Source organism: Anaerotruncus sp. AF02-27, assembly GCF_003465835.1.
GTDB classification, from domain to species: domain Bacteria; phylum Bacillota; class Clostridia; order Oscillospirales; family Ruminococcaceae; genus Anaerotruncus; species Anaerotruncus rubiinfantis.
Genome location: NZ_QSBX01000001.1, coordinates 198984 through 220038, shown reverse-complemented (window position 1 = coordinate 220038; position 21055 = coordinate 198984). Strand labels below are relative to the sequence as shown.

At 56.6% G+C, this 21055-nt stretch carries 20 protein-coding genes and 1 other annotated feature; of the genes, 11 read left to right on the top strand and 9 right to left on the bottom strand.

The annotated features are described in order from the left end of the window. Positions 1–31: 31 nt before the first annotated feature. From DWV16_RS01110 to DWV16_RS01100, 3 genes are all read left to right on the top strand, one after another. Positions 32–952, top strand: coding sequence for an acetamidase/formamidase family protein (locus DWV16_RS01110; RefSeq protein ID WP_066457207.1), 921 nt, complete (start codon positions 32–34; stop codon positions 950–952). Between the two features lie 131 nt (positions 953–1083). Then, the gene (locus DWV16_RS01105; RefSeq protein WP_118477586.1) at positions 1084–2139 is read left to right on the top strand and encodes a response regulator; all 1056 of its coding nucleotides are present in this window, start codon (positions 1084–1086) and stop codon (positions 2137–2139) included. Further along, the gene (locus DWV16_RS01100) at positions 2139–4439 is read left to right on the top strand and encodes a PAS domain S-box protein (protein WP_118477585.1); all 2301 of its coding nucleotides are present in this window, start codon (positions 2139–2141) and stop codon (positions 4437–4439) included. Before DWV16_RS01105 ends, DWV16_RS01100 begins: the two co-directional genes overlap by 1 nt. Before the next feature lie 45 nt (positions 4440–4484). On the opposite strand, the gene DWV16_RS01095 is transcribed toward DWV16_RS01100, so the two are convergent. Continuing rightward, complete coding sequence (locus tag DWV16_RS01095; protein WP_158572748.1) at positions 4485–6692, bottom strand: extracellular solute-binding protein; 2208 nt, start codon at positions 6690–6692, stop codon at positions 4485–4487. A gap of 186 nt (positions 6693–6878) precedes the next feature. Here DWV16_RS01095 and DWV16_RS01090 point away from each other — a divergent pair, with 186 nt between their 5' ends. The 6 genes from DWV16_RS01090 (at position 6879) to DWV16_RS01065 (ending at position 13633) form a co-directional block, all read left to right on the top strand. Continuing rightward, positions 6879–8003: a dipeptidase gene (locus DWV16_RS01090; RefSeq protein WP_118477583.1), complete on the top strand. Its 1125-nt coding sequence runs from the start codon at positions 6879–6881 to the stop codon at positions 8001–8003. Between the two features lie 142 nt (positions 8004–8145). Continuing rightward, positions 8146–9714, top strand: a complete 1569-nt coding sequence (locus DWV16_RS01085; protein ID WP_066457226.1) for an ABC transporter substrate-binding protein — start codon at positions 8146–8148, stop codon at positions 9712–9714. 94 nt (positions 9715–9808) lie between these two features. Next, complete coding sequence (locus DWV16_RS01080) at positions 9809–10741, top strand: ABC transporter permease (RefSeq protein ID WP_066457228.1); 933 nt, start codon at positions 9809–9811, stop codon at positions 10739–10741. A 10-nt stretch (positions 10742–10751) separates the two neighbouring features. Next, the gene (locus DWV16_RS01075) at positions 10752–11639 is read left to right on the top strand and encodes an ABC transporter permease (RefSeq protein ID WP_066457232.1); all 888 of its coding nucleotides are present in this window, start codon (positions 10752–10754) and stop codon (positions 11637–11639) included. Positions 11640–11649: 10 nt separating this feature from the next. After that, positions 11650–12666: an ABC transporter ATP-binding protein gene (locus DWV16_RS01070; RefSeq protein WP_066457234.1), complete on the top strand. Its 1017-nt coding sequence runs from the start codon at positions 11650–11652 to the stop codon at positions 12664–12666. Next, positions 12659–13633: an ABC transporter ATP-binding protein gene (locus DWV16_RS01065; RefSeq protein WP_066457236.1), complete on the top strand. Its 975-nt coding sequence runs from the start codon at positions 12659–12661 to the stop codon at positions 13631–13633. Before DWV16_RS01070 ends, DWV16_RS01065 begins: the two co-directional genes overlap by 8 nt. Here DWV16_RS01065 and DWV16_RS01060 read toward each other — a convergent pair. Together DWV16_RS01060 and spoVAC are read right to left on the bottom strand one after the other, a co-directional pair. Next, the gene (locus DWV16_RS01060) at positions 13623–14357 is read right to left on the bottom strand and encodes a hypothetical protein (protein ID WP_118477582.1); all 735 of its coding nucleotides are present in this window, start codon (positions 14355–14357) and stop codon (positions 13623–13625) included. The two genes, DWV16_RS01065 and DWV16_RS01060, sit on opposite strands and share 11 nt — an antisense overlap. Before the next feature lie 13 nt (positions 14358–14370). After that, positions 14371–14814, bottom strand: coding sequence for a stage V sporulation protein AC (gene spoVAC / locus DWV16_RS01055; protein WP_066457238.1), 444 nt, complete (start codon positions 14812–14814; stop codon positions 14371–14373). Positions 14815–14991: 177 nt separating this feature from the next. Between spoVAC and DWV16_RS01050 the strand changes: the two genes are divergently transcribed. Next, entirely contained in the window at positions 14992–16266 is a 1275-nt protein-coding gene (locus DWV16_RS01050) for an adenylosuccinate synthase (RefSeq protein ID WP_066457240.1), read from the top strand. Positions 16267–16318: 52 nt separating this feature from the next. Here DWV16_RS01050 and DWV16_RS01045 read toward each other — a convergent pair whose 3' ends face one another. The 5 genes from DWV16_RS01045 to DWV16_RS01025 form a co-directional block, all read right to left on the bottom strand. Then, positions 16319–16741, bottom strand: coding sequence for a pyridoxamine 5'-phosphate oxidase family protein (locus DWV16_RS01045; RefSeq protein WP_118477674.1), 423 nt, complete (start codon positions 16739–16741; stop codon positions 16319–16321). Positions 16742–16757: 16 nt separating this feature from the next. Next, positions 16758–17267: a hypothetical protein gene (locus DWV16_RS01040; protein WP_118477581.1), complete on the bottom strand. Its 510-nt coding sequence runs from the start codon at positions 17265–17267 to the stop codon at positions 16758–16760. Positions 17268–17437: 170 nt separating this feature from the next. Then, positions 17438–18325: a MetQ/NlpA family ABC transporter substrate-binding protein gene (locus tag DWV16_RS01035; RefSeq protein WP_118477580.1), complete on the bottom strand. Its 888-nt coding sequence runs from the start codon at positions 18323–18325 to the stop codon at positions 17438–17440. A gap of 93 nt (positions 18326–18418) precedes the next feature. After that, positions 18419–19087 (bottom strand): methionine ABC transporter permease, encoded by a 669-nt coding sequence (locus tag DWV16_RS01030; RefSeq protein WP_066457250.1) that lies wholly within the window; start codon positions 19085–19087, stop codon positions 18419–18421. Beyond that, complete coding sequence (locus DWV16_RS01025) at positions 19087–19830, bottom strand: methionine ABC transporter ATP-binding protein (RefSeq protein WP_066457253.1); 744 nt, start codon at positions 19828–19830, stop codon at positions 19087–19089. The genes DWV16_RS01030 and DWV16_RS01025 overlap by 1 nt, the downstream gene beginning before the upstream one ends. 61 nt (positions 19831–19891) lie before the next feature. Next, positions 19892–20140 (bottom strand) — a binding site (T-box leader). A gap of 151 nt (positions 20141–20291) precedes the next feature. On the opposite strand from DWV16_RS01025, the gene DWV16_RS01020 reads away from it, so the two are divergent. After that, on the top strand, positions 20292–20780 hold the full coding sequence (locus tag DWV16_RS01020) for a prolyl-tRNA synthetase associated domain-containing protein (RefSeq protein WP_066457254.1): 489 nt from the start codon (positions 20292–20294) through the stop codon (positions 20778–20780). A gap of 19 nt (positions 20781–20799) precedes the next feature. Here DWV16_RS01020 and DWV16_RS01015 read toward each other — a convergent pair whose 3' ends face one another. Next, on the bottom strand, positions 20800–21030 hold the full coding sequence (locus DWV16_RS01015) for a hypothetical protein (protein ID WP_066457256.1): 231 nt from the start codon (positions 21028–21030) through the stop codon (positions 20800–20802). Positions 21031–21055: the final 25 nt, after the last annotated feature.

Below are 21055 nucleotides of genomic sequence, written 5' to 3'. Positions count from 1 at the left end.
AACAAACGCAAAATGACAAGGAGGATTCGTTATGCGCGTTATCGAGCAGGTTGGGGAACACAGTTTTGCATTCAACCGTTATCTGGAACCGATCGCCCATGTCAAGCCGGGCGAGGAGATCATGCTTTACACCGAGGACTGCTTCAAGGGCTTGGTCAAATCTGAAAGCGACCTGCCCTGCGAGGTGCTCACCAACGCCGGATATTTAAATCCGCAGACCGGCCCGATCTACATCGACGGGGCCGAGCCGGGCGACACGCTGGCGGTGCACATCCTTGCGATCGAACCAAACCGCGACTGGGCGGTCAGCTGCATCCAGAAGCCGCTGGGCGGTCTCACCCCGAATAAGTTCACCCGTATGCTCAACGAACCCATCGGGGAAAAGACCTGGATCTACAAACAGGATGAAAACGGCAACTTCACCCACGACAAATATCTTTCCTTCCCATGGGAGCCGTTTTTGGGGACAATTGCGACAGCTTCCGCCCTGGAAGTTATTTCCGCGTTGACACCGTACGAACAGGGTGGTAATATGGACACTCCGGACACCTGCCCCGGAAACATCATCTACCTGCCGGTTGAGGTCGATGGCGCCTATTTCTTCACCGGTGACGTCCATGCCAAGCAGGGGCAGGGAGAGCTGTGCGGCGTGGCGCTCGAAATCGCGGCGAAGGTAAGCCTTCGGTTCGAGCTCATAAAGGGAAAGAAGATCAAATGGCCCCGCATCGAAAGCCCGGAGGAACTGATGGTTGTGGGCAGTGCGAAGCCGATGGAGGACGCCGCGCGCATCGCCTATGCTGAGCTGATCGACTGGATGGCCGAATACGGCTGGGATAAGCTGGAGGCGTATCAGGCGCTCACCCAGGACGGAAAACTTTACTGCGCCAACATGGTTGACACCGTCTATTCGATGGTGGCCAAGGTCAATAAAAAGCTCGCGCGCCGCGAATAAATCGGTGGAAACCGAAATACATATCCCATTGAGCTCCCTGCCGGCCTTCGCCGACGGGGAGCTGCGGCATTGCTGGAGATCCTGCGGATGCCGCGGCTGTTTCAAATGTACGGACAGATTGGAGGGAACACATGTATACCCTTTTCATTGTGGATGACCGGGAAATTTTCCGGCGGCAGTTTAAGCGCTTTCGCATCTTCCAGGACAACAGCCGGTTCCAGGTGCGTTTTGAGGCCCAGAACGGACAGGAGGCGCTGGAAATCCTGCGCCGGGAACAGGTGGACATCATGATCACCGATATCCGCATGCCTGTGATGGATGGGCTGGAGCTGCTCAAAAAAGCGCGGGAGGAAGCGCTTTGTCCCTGTATCATCCTGCTGAGCGAATATGCGGATTTTGCTTACGCCAAGCAGGGGATCGTGCTGGGCGCGTTTGATTATGTGGTCAAGCCGATCAATCAGGACACGCTCACTGAGCTGCTCGACCGGTGCGCCGCGCATCTCGCGTCGCTGGCGCAGGGAGCGGGGTACGACAACAACGCCCTGCGCATTCTGCCGTCGCTCATCCTCAAAAACGACGACTACTCCGCGACAATCAGCCGGCAGATTGCCGGCCGGGTTTGCAGCCTGGAGGGGGAGGAGCCGGAAAAGGCATGGGCGTCCTTGGAATCGGTGCTGACGGAAATACGGCAGCAGGTGCTGAAAACACAGCCGCATATGGAGGATTACTGTGATTTCGACGCGTTGTTTTCACTCGATAAGACAGCGGCGCCGGAAAAGATGGCGGACAGCTTTTGCGGCAAGGTGGCGGAAATTCAAAAGGAGATCAACAAATTCTCGGTCAGCACCAAAAGCGAGCTGATCCAGTCGGTTTGCAACACGGTTGTCAAAAATATCGAAAACAATCTTTCGCTGCAGGGGGTGGCCGACCTGCATTTTGTCAACAAGGCGTATCTCAGCCACCTGTTTAAACAGGAGCTGGGGATGAGCTTTGTGGATTACCTGACAATGGTGAAGATGGAACGCGCCAAGATCCTTTTGGGACGCAGCAACCTCAAAATCTATGAGATCAGCGCGCGGCTCGGCTACTCGGACACCGAATATTTCAGCCGGGTGTTCAAGCAGTTCACCGGACTCACCTCCACCGAATACCGCCAGCTTTGCTCAAACGGGGAGGAGGATGCCTGATGCGCGCGGCATGGAAGGAGCTCCAGCCGAAAAAGGTGGCCGTTGCGCTGTTCTGCGGGTGGCTCGCCCTGCTTGCGACACAGTTCCCCATTGTGCTCGACAATGTGTACGACACGCAATTCATCTGGCAGCTCGTCTTTCCCATGCTGGTTGCAACCGCTTGGGAACCGGTTTACGCCTACATCACCGGGATCGGCGGGCTGGTGTTCCTGCTGCCTTTTGGGGAAATGCCCGGACGCGGGCTTGGAAACCTGCTCATCGGGCTGCTTTACCTGTTGCTGCTTCTGGTATGCGGGCACTTTTGCAACCGCGGCAAACGGCGCTGCAACTATTACCTGGTGCATGTGCTTTACGCGGCTTTTTATTTTGTTGTCATCGTACTGTTTTATAAGGAAGCGCTGCTGCACAATCCGCCGGGGCGGTATCTGGACCGCTTCATCTCCCCGGTCATCCTGCGGGTGCAGGCAATCACCGTGGTGTTCTGCATCCTGGCGCTCGCAGCCTTTGTCAAGGTGCTGATTTCCCAGCCTGCGGTGCGAAAGCTCCTGTGGATGCCGCCGCTTGCCTATTCCGACCGCAATAGCTCCCTCTTTTTTATTTCCTTTATGGTTGCGTTTGGGTTCTTTATTGTGGACGGCTTTTTCGAGGCTTTCTATTTTGAAAGCCGCGGAATTCACACCTCGCTGCTTTCCAGCAGTTTTGGGCAGATCATCAAGCTGCCGATCGTTTTTGCGGTCGCCTGTATGATTTGCGACGCAATCATCAGCAGCACCATGCGCAGCCAGGAGTCCCACGATAAGCTGATGAAGAGCGAAGAACGCTATCGGATGATCTTTCAGCATACGGCGGACGCCTATTTTGAAATCGATGCTGACGGCGTGGTGCTCAATGTGAACCCTGCCATCTACACAAATCTCGGTTTTACGCCAGGATATATTCTGGGGCAGCATATCAGCCTCCTGTTTCATGACAAAGAGGAGATCAATGGCCTGCTCACCCGCCTGTTCACCTCGGAGCAGGTCACCAATATTGAGATCAAAGGGATGCTCAGCAACCGGATGAACTGCAGCCTGCTGGTGTCCGGAAATGTGATGCGCCTCGGGAAACAGCGGCTGGCGGTCATCACCGCCCGCAATATCTCCGATTATAAAAAGGCCGAGGAGAAACGCTGGGAGCTTTCCGCGCTGCTCAACGCGATTTTTGAAAGCAACAAGGATTTCATCTGGACGGTCGACTGCCGCACCTTTGCTCTGATTTCCTTCAACCAGGCGTTCAGCCATTATATCCGGGACAATTTTGGACGGGCGATCCGCCCGGGCAGCGCGCTGGAGGAGGTCTTTTCCGGGGAGGACCAGGTCCTGTTCGCGCATTATTACCGGCAGGTGCTGGAAAAAGGGGATTTTTCAGTGGAATATACCGCGCTGGGCGGCGCGCTTATCCTGAATCTCAATTTTTATCCGGTTAAACTGAACCGGGATATTGCCAGCATTGCGGTCTTTACCAAGGACGTCACCGCCCAGAAGCGCGCGGAACGCAAGATTGTGGAGCTTAACGCGGGCCTCGAGCAAACGGTGGAGGAGCGCACCCAGGAGCTGCGCACCGCCTACCATGATCTCGAATCTTTCAGCTACACCGTCACTCATGAATTCAAAACCCCGATCCGCGAGATCGACGCCTATCTGGAGATCATTCAGGAGGACAATTACGACACGCTCACCGCACAGTCGAAGGAAGATATCCTCTCGGCGAAAAAGGTCTGCACCCAGACGCTTGATATGATCCAGAAGATGATGATCTACACCAAGGCAGGCTTCGTGGTGCTCAATATCGAAAAGATCGACATGAAGAAACTGGTGCTCGAATGCTTTAACGATATCCAGCAGGCCAACGAATCCAAAAACCTGGAGTTGGAGCTCTACGAACTGCCGTCCCTGTATGCGGACCGGTTCCTGATGCGCGTCGCGGTCATGAATGTGATGTCCAATTCAATCAAGTTTTCGCAGACACGCGAACGGATTGCGCTGGTTGCCGGTTATATGAGCGGGGGCGGGCAGGTCACCTATTACTTCAAAGACAACGGCGTGGGGTTTGAACGCGCGCTTGGCAACAATCTGTTTGAGCTTTTCAACCGCGCGCACAACAGCAGCGAATATGAAGGCAGCGGGATCGGCCTGGCGCTGGTCAAGCGAATCCTCAACCGCCACGGCGGACAGGTTGGCATTGTGGGGGAAGCCGGACGGGGCTGCGTGGTATTCTTCACCTTTCAGCATCCGGCAACCCCACGGCTGCCGGATTCATAAAAAGAGCCGCTCATTTTTGAGCGGCTCTTTTGACAGCGGCAGTTTCTATTGATGCAGCAGGCAGGAATCGATGACGGAGAGCAGCTGCTTTGCAGCCTCATCGGGGCCGAGCTGTCCGGTTGCGGTTTTGCGCAGGAGGGGAAAAGAACGAACTTCCAGCGCGTGCGAATCGATGAAATTCCAGACCTCGCGCCCGCAGCTGCGGGATATGATTTCGGGAAGCTGCTGGTACCATGGGAAAAGGCTGAGAATATTGGGGTTGCGGTAGATTTCAGCATGCGGTGACAGGCCGCCCAGTGTGGTGAAAAGCTCGGCCTGCTGCGCGCCGCAAGCCCAATGGATGTACTGTTTGGCAGCTTCAGGATTTTTGCAGTTGGCATGAATCGAGAGGGCTCCGCCCGTGATGTAAGTGTTGCCGCCGGGCAGCGGCGCGAAACCGAGGAGCCCTCCCACGGTGTTGGTGTGCAGCTGCACAATATTGGAGGTGTAGTTGAGAAAGACCTGTTCCATCGCCGTCTGGCCATGGATGAAATGATCGAGCGTGGCGCCGATCCAAGCTTTCTGGCGCATGGGAGCGGCATGTTTCCCGTAGGCATGCAGCGTCCGCAGGCTTTGGAGCACCGCGTCCGGTTCGATCCGGGCGCCTGGCCGGGAAAAATCCGGATTCTCCGCATGGTTGAGATAGAGCAGGATAAAGTTGGAACAAAGCTCGGCGGCGGAACCGAGCGGGACGCTTGTGCCAGCCCGCAGGGGGGATTCCGGGTTGGCGGCCCGGTCGAAGAACCCGGCGATCCGGACAAATTCCATATAATTCTGCGGGGCGGCCAGTGCCGCCCCATATTTTTCATAATAGGTGCGCCGCAGGACGAGGTCCTCGAACAGGTCGCGCCTGAAGAAAAGCATCCCGGCGCCGATGTCGAAGGGAATAGCCAGCCGTTTGCCTTCGATGCGCGAAAAATCCCGCACGACCCGCGGGAACATCCCGGCGGTCAGACTGGAGAACTCCTCTTCAGTAAACGGATAGAAAAGCCGGGCAGGCAGCAGCGAAAGGATGCTCATATTGTTGCGCACAAGATCGAACTGCTCGTCCGCCCCGGAAGCAAGCACCGTTTCGAGCATTTCGCTGGGGATCTGCTGGATGTATTCCACTTCAATTCCGGTGCGCCGGGTAAAATCCGGCGTGATGCGCAGGAGTGCGTCAGTGGTCTGCCCCTTGGTGATCAGCACCCGCAGGGTGACGGGCTTTGCAAGGCGCGGCGTCGATACGACGGGTAGATCACGGCCGAATCCGCGTGCGGGCAGCAGCGTGCGATGCCGTCCGTTCGGCCGCGTATTCCGCCTGAGAAGCTCCAGCATACGTGACGCGGCCGCGATCCCGGCCCCCAGATAATCGAGGCAGTAGCGGGCTACCTGCGGCGCCTGCAGATGCAGGCCGTCCCGGGACAGGACAATGACCGGCGGACAGTCCCCGGTCGAGCCGACCCGCGCCGCGAGCTGGACATGCGCAAGGTAGCTGCTGTTGGTCAAAACGAGCGCGTCCGGACGCCTGCCGTCGCGGAAAAATTCGAACGGCGCGGTGGAGGAAGCCGTGCGATCGGCATAGATATACTGGATTTCGATCGGTTGCGCATCAGGGAGGTTGACGGCCTGCTGAAGCCCCCTTACGAGTTCCCGGTCGTCCGGATAGTAATGCGGGCCGGCCAGGACGCCGGCGCAACGGTAGCCCTGCGAGAGCAGGTAACGGCCAAGCTCATGCCCGACCCGCCGCAGGTCAAAGCCGATATATTCATCCGCGCCTTTCACCTCACGCAAGGCGTGTACGACCCGTCCCCCATTGACCAGCACCGGTTTATAAAGTGTGGGATGATCGATGCAGCAGGAGATGGTGATCGCGCCGGAAAGACGCAGGGCAGCGATCTGGCGGACGATCTTTTCTTCGGTGTAAGGGCAGCTGTCGGTCAAAAAAAGCTGCACGGAATAACCCTGCTGTTCAGCATGGGTTTTTGCGCCGGAAAAAAAGGCCGCATAGCGCTCATCCTCGATATTCGGGAGGATGACGGCGATTTCGGGGGAGAGCGGCGCGTCCTTGCGCAGCTGCTTGGCCTGGGCGTTTGCCACATAACCGAGTTCACGCGCGGCTTTTTGTACCGCTAGGATCCGTTCCACGCTGACATTGCCGCGTTCATTGAGCACATTGGAGACGGTACCCTGGGAAACCTTGGCCAGCCGGGCAATATCTTTGATGGTCGCCATGCGATCCCTCCTCAATGCCAAAAGCATACAATAGATTTCCTTTCGCGTCAACCACAAACGCCCGACTCATGCAAAAAATTGAAACGTTATATTGACACGTTTCAATTATTGTGTTATTGTAAAAAAACATCAGCGGTTTAGCAGGACAAAGCATCCCGGCCGCTCATAAAGGAAGGTGCAGCATTCATGGAACAGGATATCGTCCGTATCGCACAGGACGCCATCATGACCTATTACAGCACGGATGACCCGGAAAACAAGGCGTATGCGCTTGCGGTCAACGCGCAGGTTTCGGATGAGGCCCGGCGGATACATAAGGAATCAACCATCATCGATATGTGCAGCTTCTATCTGGAGGCTGACAACTGGCATCTGCGGGAATCGGGCGTCACAGCCCTCAATCTCACCGTCCCCGGCGTCTTCGACGGGATGGAACAGGCGCTTTCCAACATGATCTACCACTATGAGGTCATCAAGAACAGTCCGAACCTCTTCGCGCTGATGGAGCGCCCGGACGATATCCGAAATGCCAAGAAAGCGGGCAAGATCGGCGTCATCATCGGCGCGCAGTCCTGCCGCTTCATCGAGCATGCGGATCTCGAATCCGCGTGCGAAGTCTTTGCAAAAGTCGGCCTGCGCGTCATGCAGATCGGTTACAATATGCGCACCTTTGCCGCGGACGGCTGCCTGTCAGGTACCGACGCGCCGCTGAGCCGGGAGGGCAAAGTCCTCATCAAGGCAATGGAAAAGGCCGGCATTACCGTCGACTTGAGCCACATCGGCGCGCGCTCCTCGCTCGACGCGATCGAAGCGTGCGAGAAACCCCCGATCTTCAGCCATTCGAACCCGCTTGAGCTCTTCAAGCATCCGCGAAACATCACCGCCGAGCAGGCAAAGAAATGCGCGGCCAAGGGCGGCGTCATTGGCGTTTGCTCGTATGTGCCGATCCTGTGGGATGAAAAACATCATCCGAGTATCGAAAATTTTGTCGACGCGATCTCCTATTATGCGGATCTGGTCGGTATCGACCATGTGGGCATCGGCATCGATTCGAATGCGGAGCCGGCTGCATATGACCGGCATGACACCCGCCATCTGATGCAGCTCGTTTCCCCGAACCGGGAGGTCTATCTCGCGGGCGCCGAAGCGAGACTCGGCAAACGGTGCGCTTTCCCGGAAGGGCTTTACAGCCTGGCGAACATTGTCAACATCGTCGAGCATATGCTGAAACGCGGTTTTGGCGAAGCGGATGTGAAAAAGGTCATGGGCGAGAACTTCCTGCGGGTTTTTGACCAGACCTGGCGTAAATAAGCGGAAACCCCGCCTCTTTTTGACAAAGATGTCCATCCAAGAGGTTGTCCAATTGAACAGCTTTCCGGATGGACATTTTTATACCCGGAAACTCGGCGTACATCTGTACACGACCCAAAAACAGTTTTAGGAGGATTAAAACATGCGAAATCTGAACACTTTGAAGAAGTGCCTGGCCTGCCTGCTGGCAGTCGTGCTGTGCTTTGGCATGGCGTCCTGCTTCGGCCCCAGCTCCGGCTCGAACAGCACGGCGGGGACCGCGTCCGGCGGTGCGTCCGGAGATGCGTCTGCTGTGCGCACCGACGTAAACTATGGACTGACCAGTGACATCGCGTCCCTTGACCCGACTTACGCGACCGACCAGATCACCACCATCGTCTACCGCCAGCTCTACGATACGCTGGTCGACAAGGACGAAAACGGCAATTGGGTCGGCAAGCTGGCCGAGAGCTGGGAGATTTCCGAGGATGGGAAGACCTATACGTTCCATCTGCGCCAGGATGTCATCTGCCACGACGGCAGCAAAATGACCTCCAAAGACGTTGCCACCTCGATCAACCGTCTGGTCGAAGCGCCGGCGTTTGGCGCCGCGATGGTCAGCATGATCGACTGCACCGAAGTGGACGACTATACCGTCGAAATCCACCTCTCCGCTCCGTATGCCCCGACCCTTGAGGTCCTCTACGGCTTCGGACGCATCAGCAGCGCGAACACCACCGACTACGACAGCGCGCCGATCGGAACCGGCCCGTATAAATATGTCTCCCGCAACTCGGGTGACAATATCGTTCTGGAGGCTTTTGACCAGTATTATCTGGGCGAAGCCGCAATCAAGAACCTGACCTTCAAAGTCATCACCGACACCACCACCCAGATCGCCGCCCTGCAGAAGGGTGAGATCGACTTTTTGACCCACTGCCCGCTGACCGCGAAGGCCACCGTCGAGGATGACGGGAATCTGGTCTGGCAGGAGACGATGTTCCGCGGGAACATCTGGGTCAGTATGCGTGAAGACAAAGCCCCGTTTGATAATATCCTGGCCCGCCAGGCCGTCCAGTACGCGGTTGATAAGGACGCGATGCTGATCGGAGGTTCCGAAGGCCTCGGACAGATCCTGAAAACCATCTATCCGGCAAGCGTCGGCGCTTCTCCGGAGGAGGAATATACCCAGCCGTATACCTATGATGTGGAAAAGGCAAAACAGTATCTCGACCAGTACAAGGCCGAAACCGGCGTCAGCGATGTGAAGATCTCGATTCTTGCCCCGGATACCGCCATGTACCTCAACCCGGCGATTACCCTCGAGGGCATGCTGCGCGAGGTCGGATTCGACGTCACCACCGAGCAGATTGACCGCGCCACCTTCTGGGCTTCGCTTTATTCCGGCAACTTCCAGATCGCGGTCAGCGGAACCTCCTGGCCGGTTGCGGATTCGGATGCGAACTATCTGTATTTCCACAGCACCGCTGGCCAGAACTATTTCGGCGTGAAAGACCCGATCATCGATGAAAACCTCGAACTGGGCCGCTCCTCCAGCGATGAAAACGAGCGTCGGGAGGCTTATAAGAAGATTCAGGAAGAGATCGACGCGCAGGCCGTCTGCGTGCCGCTGCTTCAGCCAGCGAACGCCGTCGCTTACAGCGCCAACCTGAAAGGTGTTGACAAGACGAACGATATCTATCAGCACTATGTCTATGACTGGTCCTGGTAAATCCGGCTCCGGCTCTTTGCAGACAGAATTCTGAACACTTTGGATGGAGCCGCATGTTTTTTGCGGCTCCATCCTGCATATAAGGGGGAGAACCGTGCTTAAATATATTGCCAAAAGGCTGCTGATCCTGATCCCGGTGCTTCTCGGCGTGTCCTTCCTGGTGTTTGGCATCCTGGCGCTGATGCCGAGCGAGGTCGCCGCGGTGCAGCTGGGCGTTTCCGCCACCCCGGAGGGGATTGCGCAATGGAATCTGGATCATGGGATGAACGATCCGTTCCTCATTCGGTATTTTAACTACATGAAAGACCTGCTGACTGGAAATCCCGGCATCTCCTGGTCCACAAATACGCCGATTGCGGTGGAGTTTGCGCAGCGCATTCCGGCGACGATTTCGCTTGCCGTGGGCACCATCGTACTGGTCATTCTGATCGGCGTGCCGGTCGGGATTATCTCTGCGGTCAAGCAGTACAGTATTTTCGATAATGTCACCCGTCTGCTCGCCATGCTGCTCACTTCGATCCCGGCCTTCTGGCTCGGGCTCGTGCTGATTTTGAAATTTTCTCTCGACCTCAACATCTTCCCCGCGACCGGGGGAGGGTCGATGATGCATTTCATTTTGCCCTGGATCACCTTGTCGGCGGCGATGTCGGCACAGATGATCCGTATGACCCGGTCCACCATGCTGGAGGTCATCCGGGCGGACTATGTGCAGACCGCGCGTGCCAAAGGCGCGAAACCGATGCGGGTGGTTTTTGTGCATGAGCTGCGCAACGCCCTGCTGCCGATGATCACTGTCGTCGGCATCATTCTGGGGCAGACGCTGGGCGGCGCGATCGTCACCGAGACGATCTTCGCGCTGCCTGGCGTGGGCACCTACCTTTTGCAGGGCATCAACAAATACGATATGCCGGTCGTGATGATCAGCGTGCTGTTTATCGCCGCGATGATTGGGCTCATCAACCTGGTGATCGATATCCTTTATATGTATGTCGATCCGCGGCTGCGCAGCCAATTTGTCAAGAATTGAGGAGGGCTATATGAAAAGAAAACAGGAGAACCCCCTCGCCGCCCCGAAACGCAGGGGGCAGTTTGCATCGATCTGCCTGCGCTACAAAAAAAATAAGATGGCCATGTTCGGGCTGGTGGTCTTTTTGATCGTGGTCTTTTTCGCGGTTTTTGCGGACGGTTTTGCAAACTATGAGACCGATGCGATCAAACAGAATGTCGTCGAGCGCCTACAGGCGCCGGGCGGTGAGCATCTGTTCGGGACCGACGCTTATGGGCGCGATTTATTCGCGCGCATCATTTTCGGCGCGCGGCTGTCGCTGATGATTTCGCTTTCGACCGTTACCCTGTCGCTTGTGGTCGGCTGTTTGCTCGGCGCGGTCTGCGCCTACTATGGCGGCTGGCTTGACAGCATCGTCATGCGGCTGGTGGACGTCTTTCTGGCAGTCCCGATGACCCTTATGGCGGTCACGGTGGTGGCCGCGCTCGGCACCAGTATCCCGAACCTGATCCTTGCGCTGACCATCTCGATGATCCCGCCGTTCGTGCGGATCGTGCGCTCGGCGGTGCTGCAGGTCAAAGGCTCCGACTACATAGAGGCGGCTTTCGCCTATGGTTCGAAGGATTTGCGGATTATCTTCTCGCATGTGCTGCCCAACGCCATCGGGCCCATCATCGTGCAGGCGACGCTCAACCTTGCCTCGGTGCTGCTTTCGGTGGCGGCGCTGGGTTTCATCGGGCTTGGCGTGCCGAGCCCCCAGCCGGAATGGGGAACCATGCTGGCGGAAAGCAAGTCACAGATGCGGTATTACCCCTACCTCGTCATGATCCCCGGCATCGCGATCGCGGTCACTGTCCTGGCAATCAATCTGATCGGCGACGGCCTGCGTGACGCGCTGGATCCCAGACTGAAAAATTGAGGTGCGGCTGATGGATAATTTACTCGAAATCAAAGATTTACATGTCGAATATAAAACCGACGACGGCCATGTTTACGCGGTCAACGGAATCGACCTTTCAATTGCCAAGGGCGAGACGCTCGGGCTGGTTGGGGAGACCGGCGCGGGCAAAACCACCACGGCGCTTTCGATTCTGCGGCTGCTGCCCGACCGGATCGGTTCGATCAAACAGGGAAGTATCTTCTTCGACGGGCAGGATGTCACAAAGCTGAGTGAGCCGCAGATGCGTGAAATCCGCGGCAACCGCATCTCGATGATCTTTCAGGATCCAATGACCTCTTTGAATCCGATCCTTCCGGTCGGCCAGCAGATAGAGGAAGCGGTGCTTCTGCACACGAATATCTCGAAAGAGGAACGCGGCCGCCGGGTTGACGAGATGCTTGAAGCGGTAGGCCTGCAGCCCTCGCGCAAGAACGAATATCCCCACCAGTTTTCCGGCGGTATGAAACAGCGGATTGTCATCGCGATCGCGCTGGCCTGCAGCCCGGAACTGCTGCTCGCCGATGAACCGACCACCGCGCTCGATGTTACCATCCAGGCCCAGGTGCTGCACATGATGAACGAGCTCAAGGAAAAGCTTGGCACCAGCATGATCCTGATTACCCATGATCTTGGTGTGGTCGCACAGACCTGCGACCGGGTCGCGATTATGTATGCGGGCCGGGTTGTGGAGGTCGGTACAGCCAAAGACATCTATGAATCGGAGGAGCACCATCCCTATACGATCGGTCTGTTCGGTTCGATCCCGGAGATGAACCGGGATGCGCGCCGCCTTAACCCGATTCCCGGCCTGATGCCCGACCCGATGGTGAAACCGGCCGGATGCAGCTTCGCGGAACGCTGCGCCCATTGTACCGAGCGGTGCAGGACCGAGCAGCCCGGAGCCTACCGGAACGGTTCGCACACGATCAGCTGCTTCCTTTACGACGGCCTGTGGGAACCGGTTACGGAAGCGGACGAAACAACGGAGGAGGGGGATCATGCCTGAAGCGAACACACCGATCATTGAAACACGCGGCCTTGTGAAATATTTTAGAACCAAGCGCGGCCAACTGCACGCGGTTGATCATGTCAACCTTTCGATCCCGCGCACCAAGACGCTCGGTGTCGTGGGCGAATCGGGCTGTGGTAAATCGACCCTCGGCCGCACCATTCTGCGGCTGATCGAACCGACAGGCGGCGAGATCCTCTATAACGGGGAAAATATCGTCGGCTACAGCGCCGAACAGATGCGCGAGATGCGCAAAAAGATGCAGATTATTTTTCAGGACCCGTACGCGAGCCTCAATCCGCGCAAAACGGTCAGCGACCTGATCGCGGACCCGCTCAAGGTCTACCATGTCCCCGCGCAGGAGCGGCGGGAGCGGGTATCTCAACTGATGGAGACAGTCGGGCTTGCCGAACGTTTTGCGCAGGCATATCCGCATGAACTGGACGGCGGCCGCCGCCAGCGCATCGGCATCGCACGGGCGCTTTCGCTGCGGCCCGAGTTCATCGTCTGCGACGAACCGGTTTCGGCCCTTGACGTATCGATCCAGGCGCAGATCTTAAACCTGCTGATGGATTTGCAGGAGCAGCGCGGACTCACCTATCTGTTTATCACACACGACCTTTCGGTCGTGCGGCACATTTCAGATGAGATTCTGGTCATGTATCTTGGCGTGGTGGTCGAACGAGCGCCTTCGAAGGAGCTCTTCGCAAATCCGATGCACCCTTACACCAAGGAACTCATCAAGGCGATCCCGATTCCGGATCTGAAGCCGGAGCACAAGCTGGTAAATTCCCTGCGCGGCGAGGTTTCCGACCCGATCGAACCGCCAGCACGCTGCCGGTTCGCACCGCGCTGCAATTACTGCACCGAAAAGTGCATGCACGCGAATCCCGCGCTCAAAGACATGGGCGGCGGACATTTTGTCGCATGCACCTTGTACCATGAGGAATCGATCAAGGAATAAAAGAGAAAGCGCCGCCCGCGGGCGGCGCTTTCTTATGTAGGTTCCCTTCAGACAGGCTTCGCAGGCTGTTTCGTGGATATGGTGCTATTATGACAATGGGGGGTGCCATTGCGGCCCCCATATTGTTTGCGTCGGTGATGCCAAGGTCTTCGATCGTGCCGACGGTAGCGGCGCGGATAAACGGCGGGGAATCGCCCTTTTCGAGGACGGCTGCACCGGCCGCTGTGGCGGTCCATTGGGCGGTTGGGGTGCGCTGCCCGCCATATTCAAGCGGGAGGCGGAACTGACGCTCGGCGGAACAGAAGTGTGAGGAAGTCACCGCCACGCCCTTGGTGATCGCGCCCGCATCGAGAAAGACCGACGCGACTTCGAGCGATTCCGCCATGGTGGAACAGGCGCCGTAAAGCCCGACAAACGGGATGCCGAGCGAACGCAGGCCGTAGCTGCTGCCGGTGCACTGGTTGAGCAGGTCACCCGCGAATACACATTCGATGTCGGCGGTGGAGAGCTGCGCCTTTTCGAGCGCTTTGGCCACCACCTGGCTCTGCATCTGGCTTTCGGCTTTTTCCCAGCTGGCCTGCCCAAAATAAGCGTCGTCGTTGATCACATCGAACGAATCTCCGATGGGGCCTTCCGCTTCCTTTTTGGTGCCGATGGAAGCCGACGCGCGTACACTCGGCGGGTCATCGAACACGATGGTATATTTTCCTTTTCTCTGAGCCATCTGACAGCCTCCTTTAATACAGCCCGAACAGGTAGATAATGAGTCCGTAAATGATGCTTGCCGAGGTGCCGTAGACGATGACCGGCCCGGCAATGATAAACATTTTGGCGCCAAGCCCAAGGATCAGGCCTTCGCTTTTGAATTCCATTGCGGCACAGGCCATCGAATTTGCAAAACCGGTGATCGGCACCAGGGTGCCGGCGCCGGCAATTTTTGCGATATCGTCGTAAATATTGAGGCCAGTCAGCAGGACTGAAAGAAATACAAGGCTCACTGAAGCGGCGGTCGCGGCGACTTCCTTGTCAAGGCCGGCGTTCTGGTAGATCATCACGAAAACCTGACCTAGCATGCAGATGAGCCCGCCGAAGAGAAACGCCATCGAAACGTTTTTGAGAAACGGCGAGGGCGGGGAAGCTTTTTTTGCCAGCTTGTCATATTCTTCAGGCGTCATATTCATATGGAATCCCCCATTTCATTCTGGATTGTAAAAGTCACATCGATAGGGTTTGCACAAAAATAAATATTATACAGCAGTTGCTATTCGACAATGTTTTTGCTATACTAAATGATGGCTTTTTATGGGGCTTGGGAATTTACAGAATTTTTTGTGAAAAATAGACAGGAGGTCTGCAGCATGTCTGCTAAAGTAGTCGTCGGTGTCCAGTGGGGGGACGAGGGAAAAGGAAAGATCATCGATATCCTGGCTTCCCGCGCCGAAGTGGTGGTCCGCTCACAGGGCGGCAATAACGCCGGCCATACGGTGGAGAATAACGGCGAGGTTTATAAGCTCCAGCTTATCCCGTCCGGCATCCTTTACCCCAATACGCTGTGCCTTCTGGGCAGCGGCGTCGTCATCAATCCCAAAGGCATCCTTGGGGAGATCGATGGGCTCACTGCCCGCGGCATCTGCTGCGACAACCTGCGGATCGACCCGCGCGCGCACATTATCATGCCGTGGCATCTGGAGATTGACGGCCTGAGCGAAAAAATGCGCGGCAAATCCGAAATCGGCACCACAAAAAAGGGCATCGGCCCCTGTTATATGGATAAGGCAGAACGTTCCGGCCTGCGCATCTACGACCTGGTGCATCCCGAAGTGTTTGCGGAGAAAGCCCGTCTGGCCGGTGAAATCAAAAACCGCCTCCTGACCGATTTCTATAAAGCGCAGCCGCTTGACCTCGACGCGATCATTGCGGAATATACCGAATACGGCAAACGCCTCAGACAATATGTGGCCGATGTTTCGGTGCTTGCCTACAACGCGATCCGGGAGGGGCGGGAAGTGCTCTTTGAAGGCGCGCAGGGAACCCTTTTGGACATCGATTACGGCACCTATCCGTTCGTCACCAGCTCCCACCCGATTTCGGGCGGCGTCTGCGTGGGCAGCGGCATCGGCCCCACCCTGATCGATGAGGTTTATGGCGCGGCAAAGGCCTACACCACCCGTGTCGGCGCGGGTCCGTTCCCGACCGAACTGTTCGACGAGATGGGGGACACCATCCGCAACCTTGGCCATGAATTCGGCACCGTGACCGGCCGTCCGCGCCGCTGCGGCTGGTTCGATTCGGTTATCATGCGCCATTCGGTCCGTGTGAACGGCCTCACAGCGCTCGCAATCAACAAGATCGATACCCTCTCGAACCTTGGCAGCCTCAAGGTCTGCGTCGCCTACAAAAAGGCGGACGGCACCATCACCCGTGATTTTCCGCCGACGATCGAAGAACTGGCAGAATGTGAGCCGGTTTATGAAGAGATCGAAGGCTTCTCGGGCGATTTGGAGAACTGCAGGAGCTATGATGAACTTCCCGATTCCTGCAAGCGTTATATTGAGAAACTGGAGGAGCTCTGCGAATGCCCGATCAAGATGGTTGGCGTTGGCCCGGCCCGCGACCAGAATCTTGAACGCTGACAAATAGAATGAAAAGGCCCGGCAGCTGATGCTGCCGGGCCTTTTTGACTGTTCATTCCCCGATCTGGAAGTCCTCCGAATGGAAATTCGCGTAATACCGTCCGTCATAAGCGGTGAACCGCAGGACGCAGTAATCCGGATCGGTCACGCCGCCGGGATAGTAGAGGGTGTCTCCATCCCGCCAGATGAGCTCCTTCGCGGCGGGGTCCTCCAGCACTTCCACCGTGCCCCGCAGCATCACGCCGCGGAAAAAGCGCCGGTCGCAGAAATAGATGCAGGCTTTTGGGTTTTCCCGGAAATGTGCCGTCCGGCGGGAGGAGGTGTTGGTGGTGAAATAAAAGGTTTTGATCCCCTCGCGCAGACGCGGTGCAAGCATCGCCTTGGTGTTTGGAAAACCCTGTTCATCCACCGAGGAAAGATAAGCAGTGTTCTGCTTATCGATCAGGTTGCCGATGCTCTTATCCGGGTCCCGCATCATATGCAATTCCTCCTCACAAAAATGAGAGCGTTTCAAGCGCGTGCTCAAAATATTTCTGACAGGCCTCCAGGCGGCTTGCCTCAAAGCAAAATACAATGGAAACGCACAGTTCCGGACTCACGACGACATGCGCCATCTGGCCGTCAAGCGTGTCACCCACGCCGATGCGGGTCATCCGGTCCTCCTCCGACAGAGTGATGTCCCCATACTGGAACGGGATCTCCTTCATCACCTGCGCGGGAGTTTTACCATCGGCATTTTTGTAAGCGGTGACGGTGCAGACGAGGTCGCCTTTTTCACTTTGAAAGGACGCCGTCCCGTCCGACTCCGTGAGTGCTTTCAGTTCGGTCGGGATCTCCAGGGAAAACCCCGGGCCGCCGTCGTAAACTTCGTACTCCTCAACCGCTGGCGCGAACTGTCCGCTTTCCTCGGAAATGGGAGCGGTGCCGCGTGTTTCAGAGCTGCACGCGATTGCGCCGAAGATCAGAACGGCGATTGGGAAAATTGCGGTCCAACGTTTCATGTCGTATGTACCTCCGTAAACGCATGGTAAGTTTTCTATAAAAAAGTTCCACGCTGAAATGGACGCAGAGGTATTGTACCACACTCCAACTGTAATGTCCAATCGAAAGATGACAAATCCCGCCGGGCAATCGAGCCGCAGCGGGATTTGGATGTTTTTTCGATTTTGATTTAGAATACAGGAATCACAACGCCGCCGTAGGTGTTTGTGATGTAGTCGCGGATGGTGTCGCTCTGGAGCGCTTCGATCAGTTTCTGGATTTCCGGACGGCTTTCGTCTCCTGTGCGCACCGCGATGATATTCGCGAATTCCTGCGCCGCTTCGGATTCTTTATCCTCCGCGTCCAGTACAGTGTCGGCAATGCCTGCTTCGACCGCGTAGTTGCCGTTCACGACCGCGATATCGACGTCGGGCAGCAGGCGGGGGAGCTGTGCGGCTTCAATTTCCTGGATGTCAAGGTTCTTTGCGTTCTCGATGATGTCGAGCTTGGTGGCATTCAGGCCAACGCCTTCCTTGAGCTTGATGAGGCCGAGCTTTTCGAGCAGCTGCAGGGCGCGGGCTTCGTTGGAGGGGTCGTTCGGGACGGCCACCACGCCGCCGTCAGGCAGGGCGTCGAGAGAAGCGGTCTTGCCGGGGTAGACGCCGAGCGGTTCAAAATGGATGAAGGCCGCGGCAGCGAGATCGGTGCCGTTTTCGGCGTTAAAGTTGTCGAGATAGGGTTTGTGCTGGAAGTAGTTTGCGTCGATTTCGCCCGCGTCAAGGACCTTGTTGGGCATGACGTAATCGGTGAATTCCTTGATTTCGAGCTGGATGCCTTCGGCTTCGAGCAGCGGTTTCACCTGCTCAAGGATTTCCGCATGCGGAGCCGGAGACGCGCCAACCGTAAGAGTGATGGTCTCGGCGGGCGCGGAGGACCCGTCTGTCGCCTCAGAGGAAGCCGGGGCGGACGCCGCCGGAGCTGCGGAAGAAGCGGGCGCGTCGCTGCCGCCGCAGGCGGCGGCGCTCAGGCAGAGAGCCAGCGCAAAAACAAGCGCCAGAGATTTTTTTAAATAGTTCATGGTTATTACCTCACTTTTTAAACTTTAGATCTATGTGAACAGGGTTTGTGGCCACAAACCCCGCGGGGAGTTCCCGGATGGGAAAACCGCGTATCAGCGGTTTCGTTTGTCGATGTGGTTGGCCGTATGGTCGAAGATGAGCTGGATGAGACAGACGATCACGATGAGCAGAACGATGGTAATCATCATCACATCGGTCTCGTAGCGGTGCAGGCCGTAGCGGATGGCGATGTCGCCCAGTCCCCCGGCGCCGACCGCGCCGGCCATGGCGGAATAGCCGATCAGGGTGATGGTGGTGATCGAAAGCCCACGCACCAGCGACGGAACCGATTCGGTCAGCATGACCCGCAGGATAATCTGGCCGGTGGTCGCGCCCATGCATTTGGCGGCCTCGATCACGCCGGCGTCGATCTCAGCGAGCGAGGATTCCACCAGCCGCGCGACAAACGGCGCGGCGGCGATGACCAGCGGGACGACCGCGGCGGTCGGCCCGTAGATTTTTCCCGCGATGAGCCGGGTGAAAGGTACGATCGCAATCATCAGGATCACGAACGGGAAGGAACGCAGGATGTTGATGATCCAGCCAAAAACGGTATTGAACGGGCGGTTTTCCAGGATGCCGCCCTTGTCGGTGATCGAAAGCAGCACGCCCATCGGCAGGCCGAGCAGATAAGCAAAGAAGGTGGAAAGCACCGTCATATAAAGGGTGTCGACCGTGCCTTCCCAAAGCATGGGGGCAAGCTCTTTTAACATCTCCATCATTATGAAATCACCTCATATCCCAGCAGAAGTTTGGTAATGTCGCTCTTGGGCGCTTCGAAGATTTCCCTGGTGCCGCCCCATTCGACAAAATTCGCGGCGTCGATGACCGCGACCTTATTGCAGATCGATTTGACCACCGAAATTTCATGGGTGATGATGACGATGGTGACGCTCATCTTCTGGTTGATATCCTTGAGCAGCTCTAGCACCGCCTTGGTGGTCAGGCTGTCGAGCGCCGAGGTCGGCTCGTCGCAGAAGAGAACCTCCGGGCTGGTGGCGAGCGCCCGCGCGATTGCAACGCGCTGCTTCTGGCCGCCGGAAAGCTGGGAAGGATAGCTGCCAGCCTTATCGCCAAGCCCCACCAGATCGAGCAGTTCGGCCACCCGCTTTTTGATGGCGGCTTTATCCGCGCCGGCCAGTTCGAGCGGGAAGGCGACATTCTGCGCGACGGTGCGCTGCATCAGCAGGTTGTAGCCCTGAAAAACCACGCCCATTTTTCGGCGCGTCTCGATGAGCTGCCGCCCGGCCAGGCTGGAGAGGTTCACGCCGTCGAGCTCCACCGTGCCGGATGTTGGGGTTTCCAGGGTGGAAAGGCAGCGCAGCAGGGTGGACTTTCCAGCGCCGCTCATGCCGATGATCCCGAAGATATCCCCTTTTTCGATGGTGAGGTTCACGTCGTTCAATGCGACGACCTCACCGGATTTGTCATGGAACCTTTTACACAGATGCTTGATTTCGATCACGGCTGAATCCCTCCTGTAAATTTAACCTTCCCAATAAAAAAACCCCCGCCATTGGAACTGATCCAAGGACGAGAGCCGAAGCTTCGTGGTACCACCTTGCTTTACCCGAATCTTTACAGAAACGAGCCTCAATGACGGCCGGCTAAAATCCGAACGCCCGGCACTGTAACGGGTGCGCCCGCCGCAGACTAAAGACTTTCGCCTGCGGGACTCCAAGACCATGTTCGGCAATCTTTGCTTTACCCCTTTTCAGCTGCCGGGGCTCTCTGCAAAAGCATCCAAAGCTTACTCTTCTTTTCAGCGTCTTTCACAAGTATGTTAAAAAGATTATGTAAAAATATTATAGCCTAATTTTTGAAATAGTCAATAGCAATTCTTTCAAATTGGGCAGGATATACATTGCACCCGGGCACGGACTGTGCTATAAATAAATAGAATTGACAAAACTGGGAGGGAAAATCATGACGCAACGGGAAAAAGCGCTTGCACGGCTGGACGAAGCCGGGGCGCCGTATGAATTGATCGAACATCCGGCGGTATTCACCATTGAGGAGATGGATAAACTCGGCATCACGCTTAGCGGGGAGGTATGCAAGAACCTCTTTCTGCGCGATGCAAAAGGCCGGCGGCATTTTCTGGTCGTGGTGCAAAAGGATAAGCACGCGGACCTGCGCGCTCTGGAAAAGGAGCTGGAATCCACCCGGCTGAGCTTTGCATCCGCCGAACGGCTGGAAAAATATCTGGGGCTGCATCAGGGGGAAGTCACGCCGCTTGGGGTGGTAAATGACGCGGACGCGGCGGTGGAAGTCGCGTTTGACAAGGATCTGGTAGGAAATCCAAAGCTGGGCGTGCATCCGAACGACAACACGGCGACCGTTTGGATTGCATTTGACGACCTTCGCAAAGTGATCGAAGCGAACGGCAATGCCATCCGGTTCGTAACGGTTTGAATGGAAAAAACACCGGGCGTCACGTTTCGTGGCGCCCGGTGTTTTCTGTTTCCGGGATATGAAGCGCGACCCGCATGGCGGAAACGCATTCCTCAAAGGAATTGGAGGGATCTTCAATCAGTTGGAAAAAAAGCTCGAGGGTTTCGAGCAGACCGCTTTCCTGCACATACACAAGCTCTTCCGGCGTAAGCTGTTCGTTGGCAGGGTCCATAATCGACATGACCAGTTTCACAAATAATTTGACTTCCATAGCTTCCTCCGGACGCGTTATTAAA

Bases quoted from the DNA above. Each gene is read 5' to 3' on its own strand.
- DWV16_RS01110 (WP_066457207.1), top strand. From the start codon at position 32: ATGCGCGTTATCGAGCAGGTTGGGGAACACAGTTTTGCATTCAACCGT.
- DWV16_RS01105 (WP_118477586.1), top strand. From the start codon at position 1,084: ATGTATACCCTTTTCATTGTGGATGACCGGGAAATTTTCCGGCGGCAG.
- DWV16_RS01100 (WP_118477585.1), top strand. From the start codon at position 2,139: ATGCGCGCGGCATGGAAGGAGCTCCAGCCGAAAAAGGTGGCCGTTGCG.
- DWV16_RS01095 (WP_158572748.1), bottom strand. From the start codon at position 6,692: ATGGCGACCATCAAAGATATTGCCCGGCTGGCCAAGGTTTCCCAGGGT.
- DWV16_RS01090 (WP_118477583.1), top strand. From the start codon at position 6,879: ATGGAACAGGATATCGTCCGTATCGCACAGGACGCCATCATGACCTAT.
- DWV16_RS01085 (WP_066457226.1), top strand. From the start codon at position 8,146: ATGCGAAATCTGAACACTTTGAAGAAGTGCCTGGCCTGCCTGCTGGCA.
- DWV16_RS01075 (WP_066457232.1), top strand. From the start codon at position 10,752: ATGAAAAGAAAACAGGAGAACCCCCTCGCCGCCCCGAAACGCAGGGGG.
- DWV16_RS01070 (WP_066457234.1), top strand. From the start codon at position 11,650: ATGGATAATTTACTCGAAATCAAAGATTTACATGTCGAATATAAAACC.
- DWV16_RS01065 (WP_066457236.1), top strand. From the start codon at position 12,659: ATGCCTGAAGCGAACACACCGATCATTGAAACACGCGGCCTTGTGAAA.
- DWV16_RS01060 (WP_118477582.1), bottom strand. From the start codon at position 14,357: ATGGCTCAGAGAAAAGGAAAATATACCATCGTGTTCGATGACCCGCCG.
- spoVAC (WP_066457238.1), bottom strand. From the start codon at position 14,814: ATGAATATGACGCCTGAAGAATATGACAAGCTGGCAAAAAAAGCTTCC.
- DWV16_RS01050 (WP_066457240.1), top strand. From the start codon at position 14,992: ATGTCTGCTAAAGTAGTCGTCGGTGTCCAGTGGGGGGACGAGGGAAAA.
- DWV16_RS01045 (WP_118477674.1), bottom strand. From the start codon at position 16,741: ATGCGGGACCCGGATAAGAGCATCGGCAACCTGATCGATAAGCAGAAC.
- DWV16_RS01040 (WP_118477581.1), bottom strand. From the start codon at position 17,267: ATGAAACGTTGGACCGCAATTTTCCCAATCGCCGTTCTGATCTTCGGC.
- DWV16_RS01035 (WP_118477580.1), bottom strand. From the start codon at position 18,325: ATGAACTATTTAAAAAAATCTCTGGCGCTTGTTTTTGCGCTGGCTCTC.
- DWV16_RS01030 (WP_066457250.1), bottom strand. From the start codon at position 19,087: ATGATGGAGATGTTAAAAGAGCTTGCCCCCATGCTTTGGGAAGGCACG.
- DWV16_RS01020 (WP_066457254.1), top strand. From the start codon at position 20,292: ATGACGCAACGGGAAAAAGCGCTTGCACGGCTGGACGAAGCCGGGGCG.
- DWV16_RS01015 (WP_066457256.1), bottom strand. From the start codon at position 21,030: ATGGAAGTCAAATTATTTGTGAAACTGGTCATGTCGATTATGGACCCT.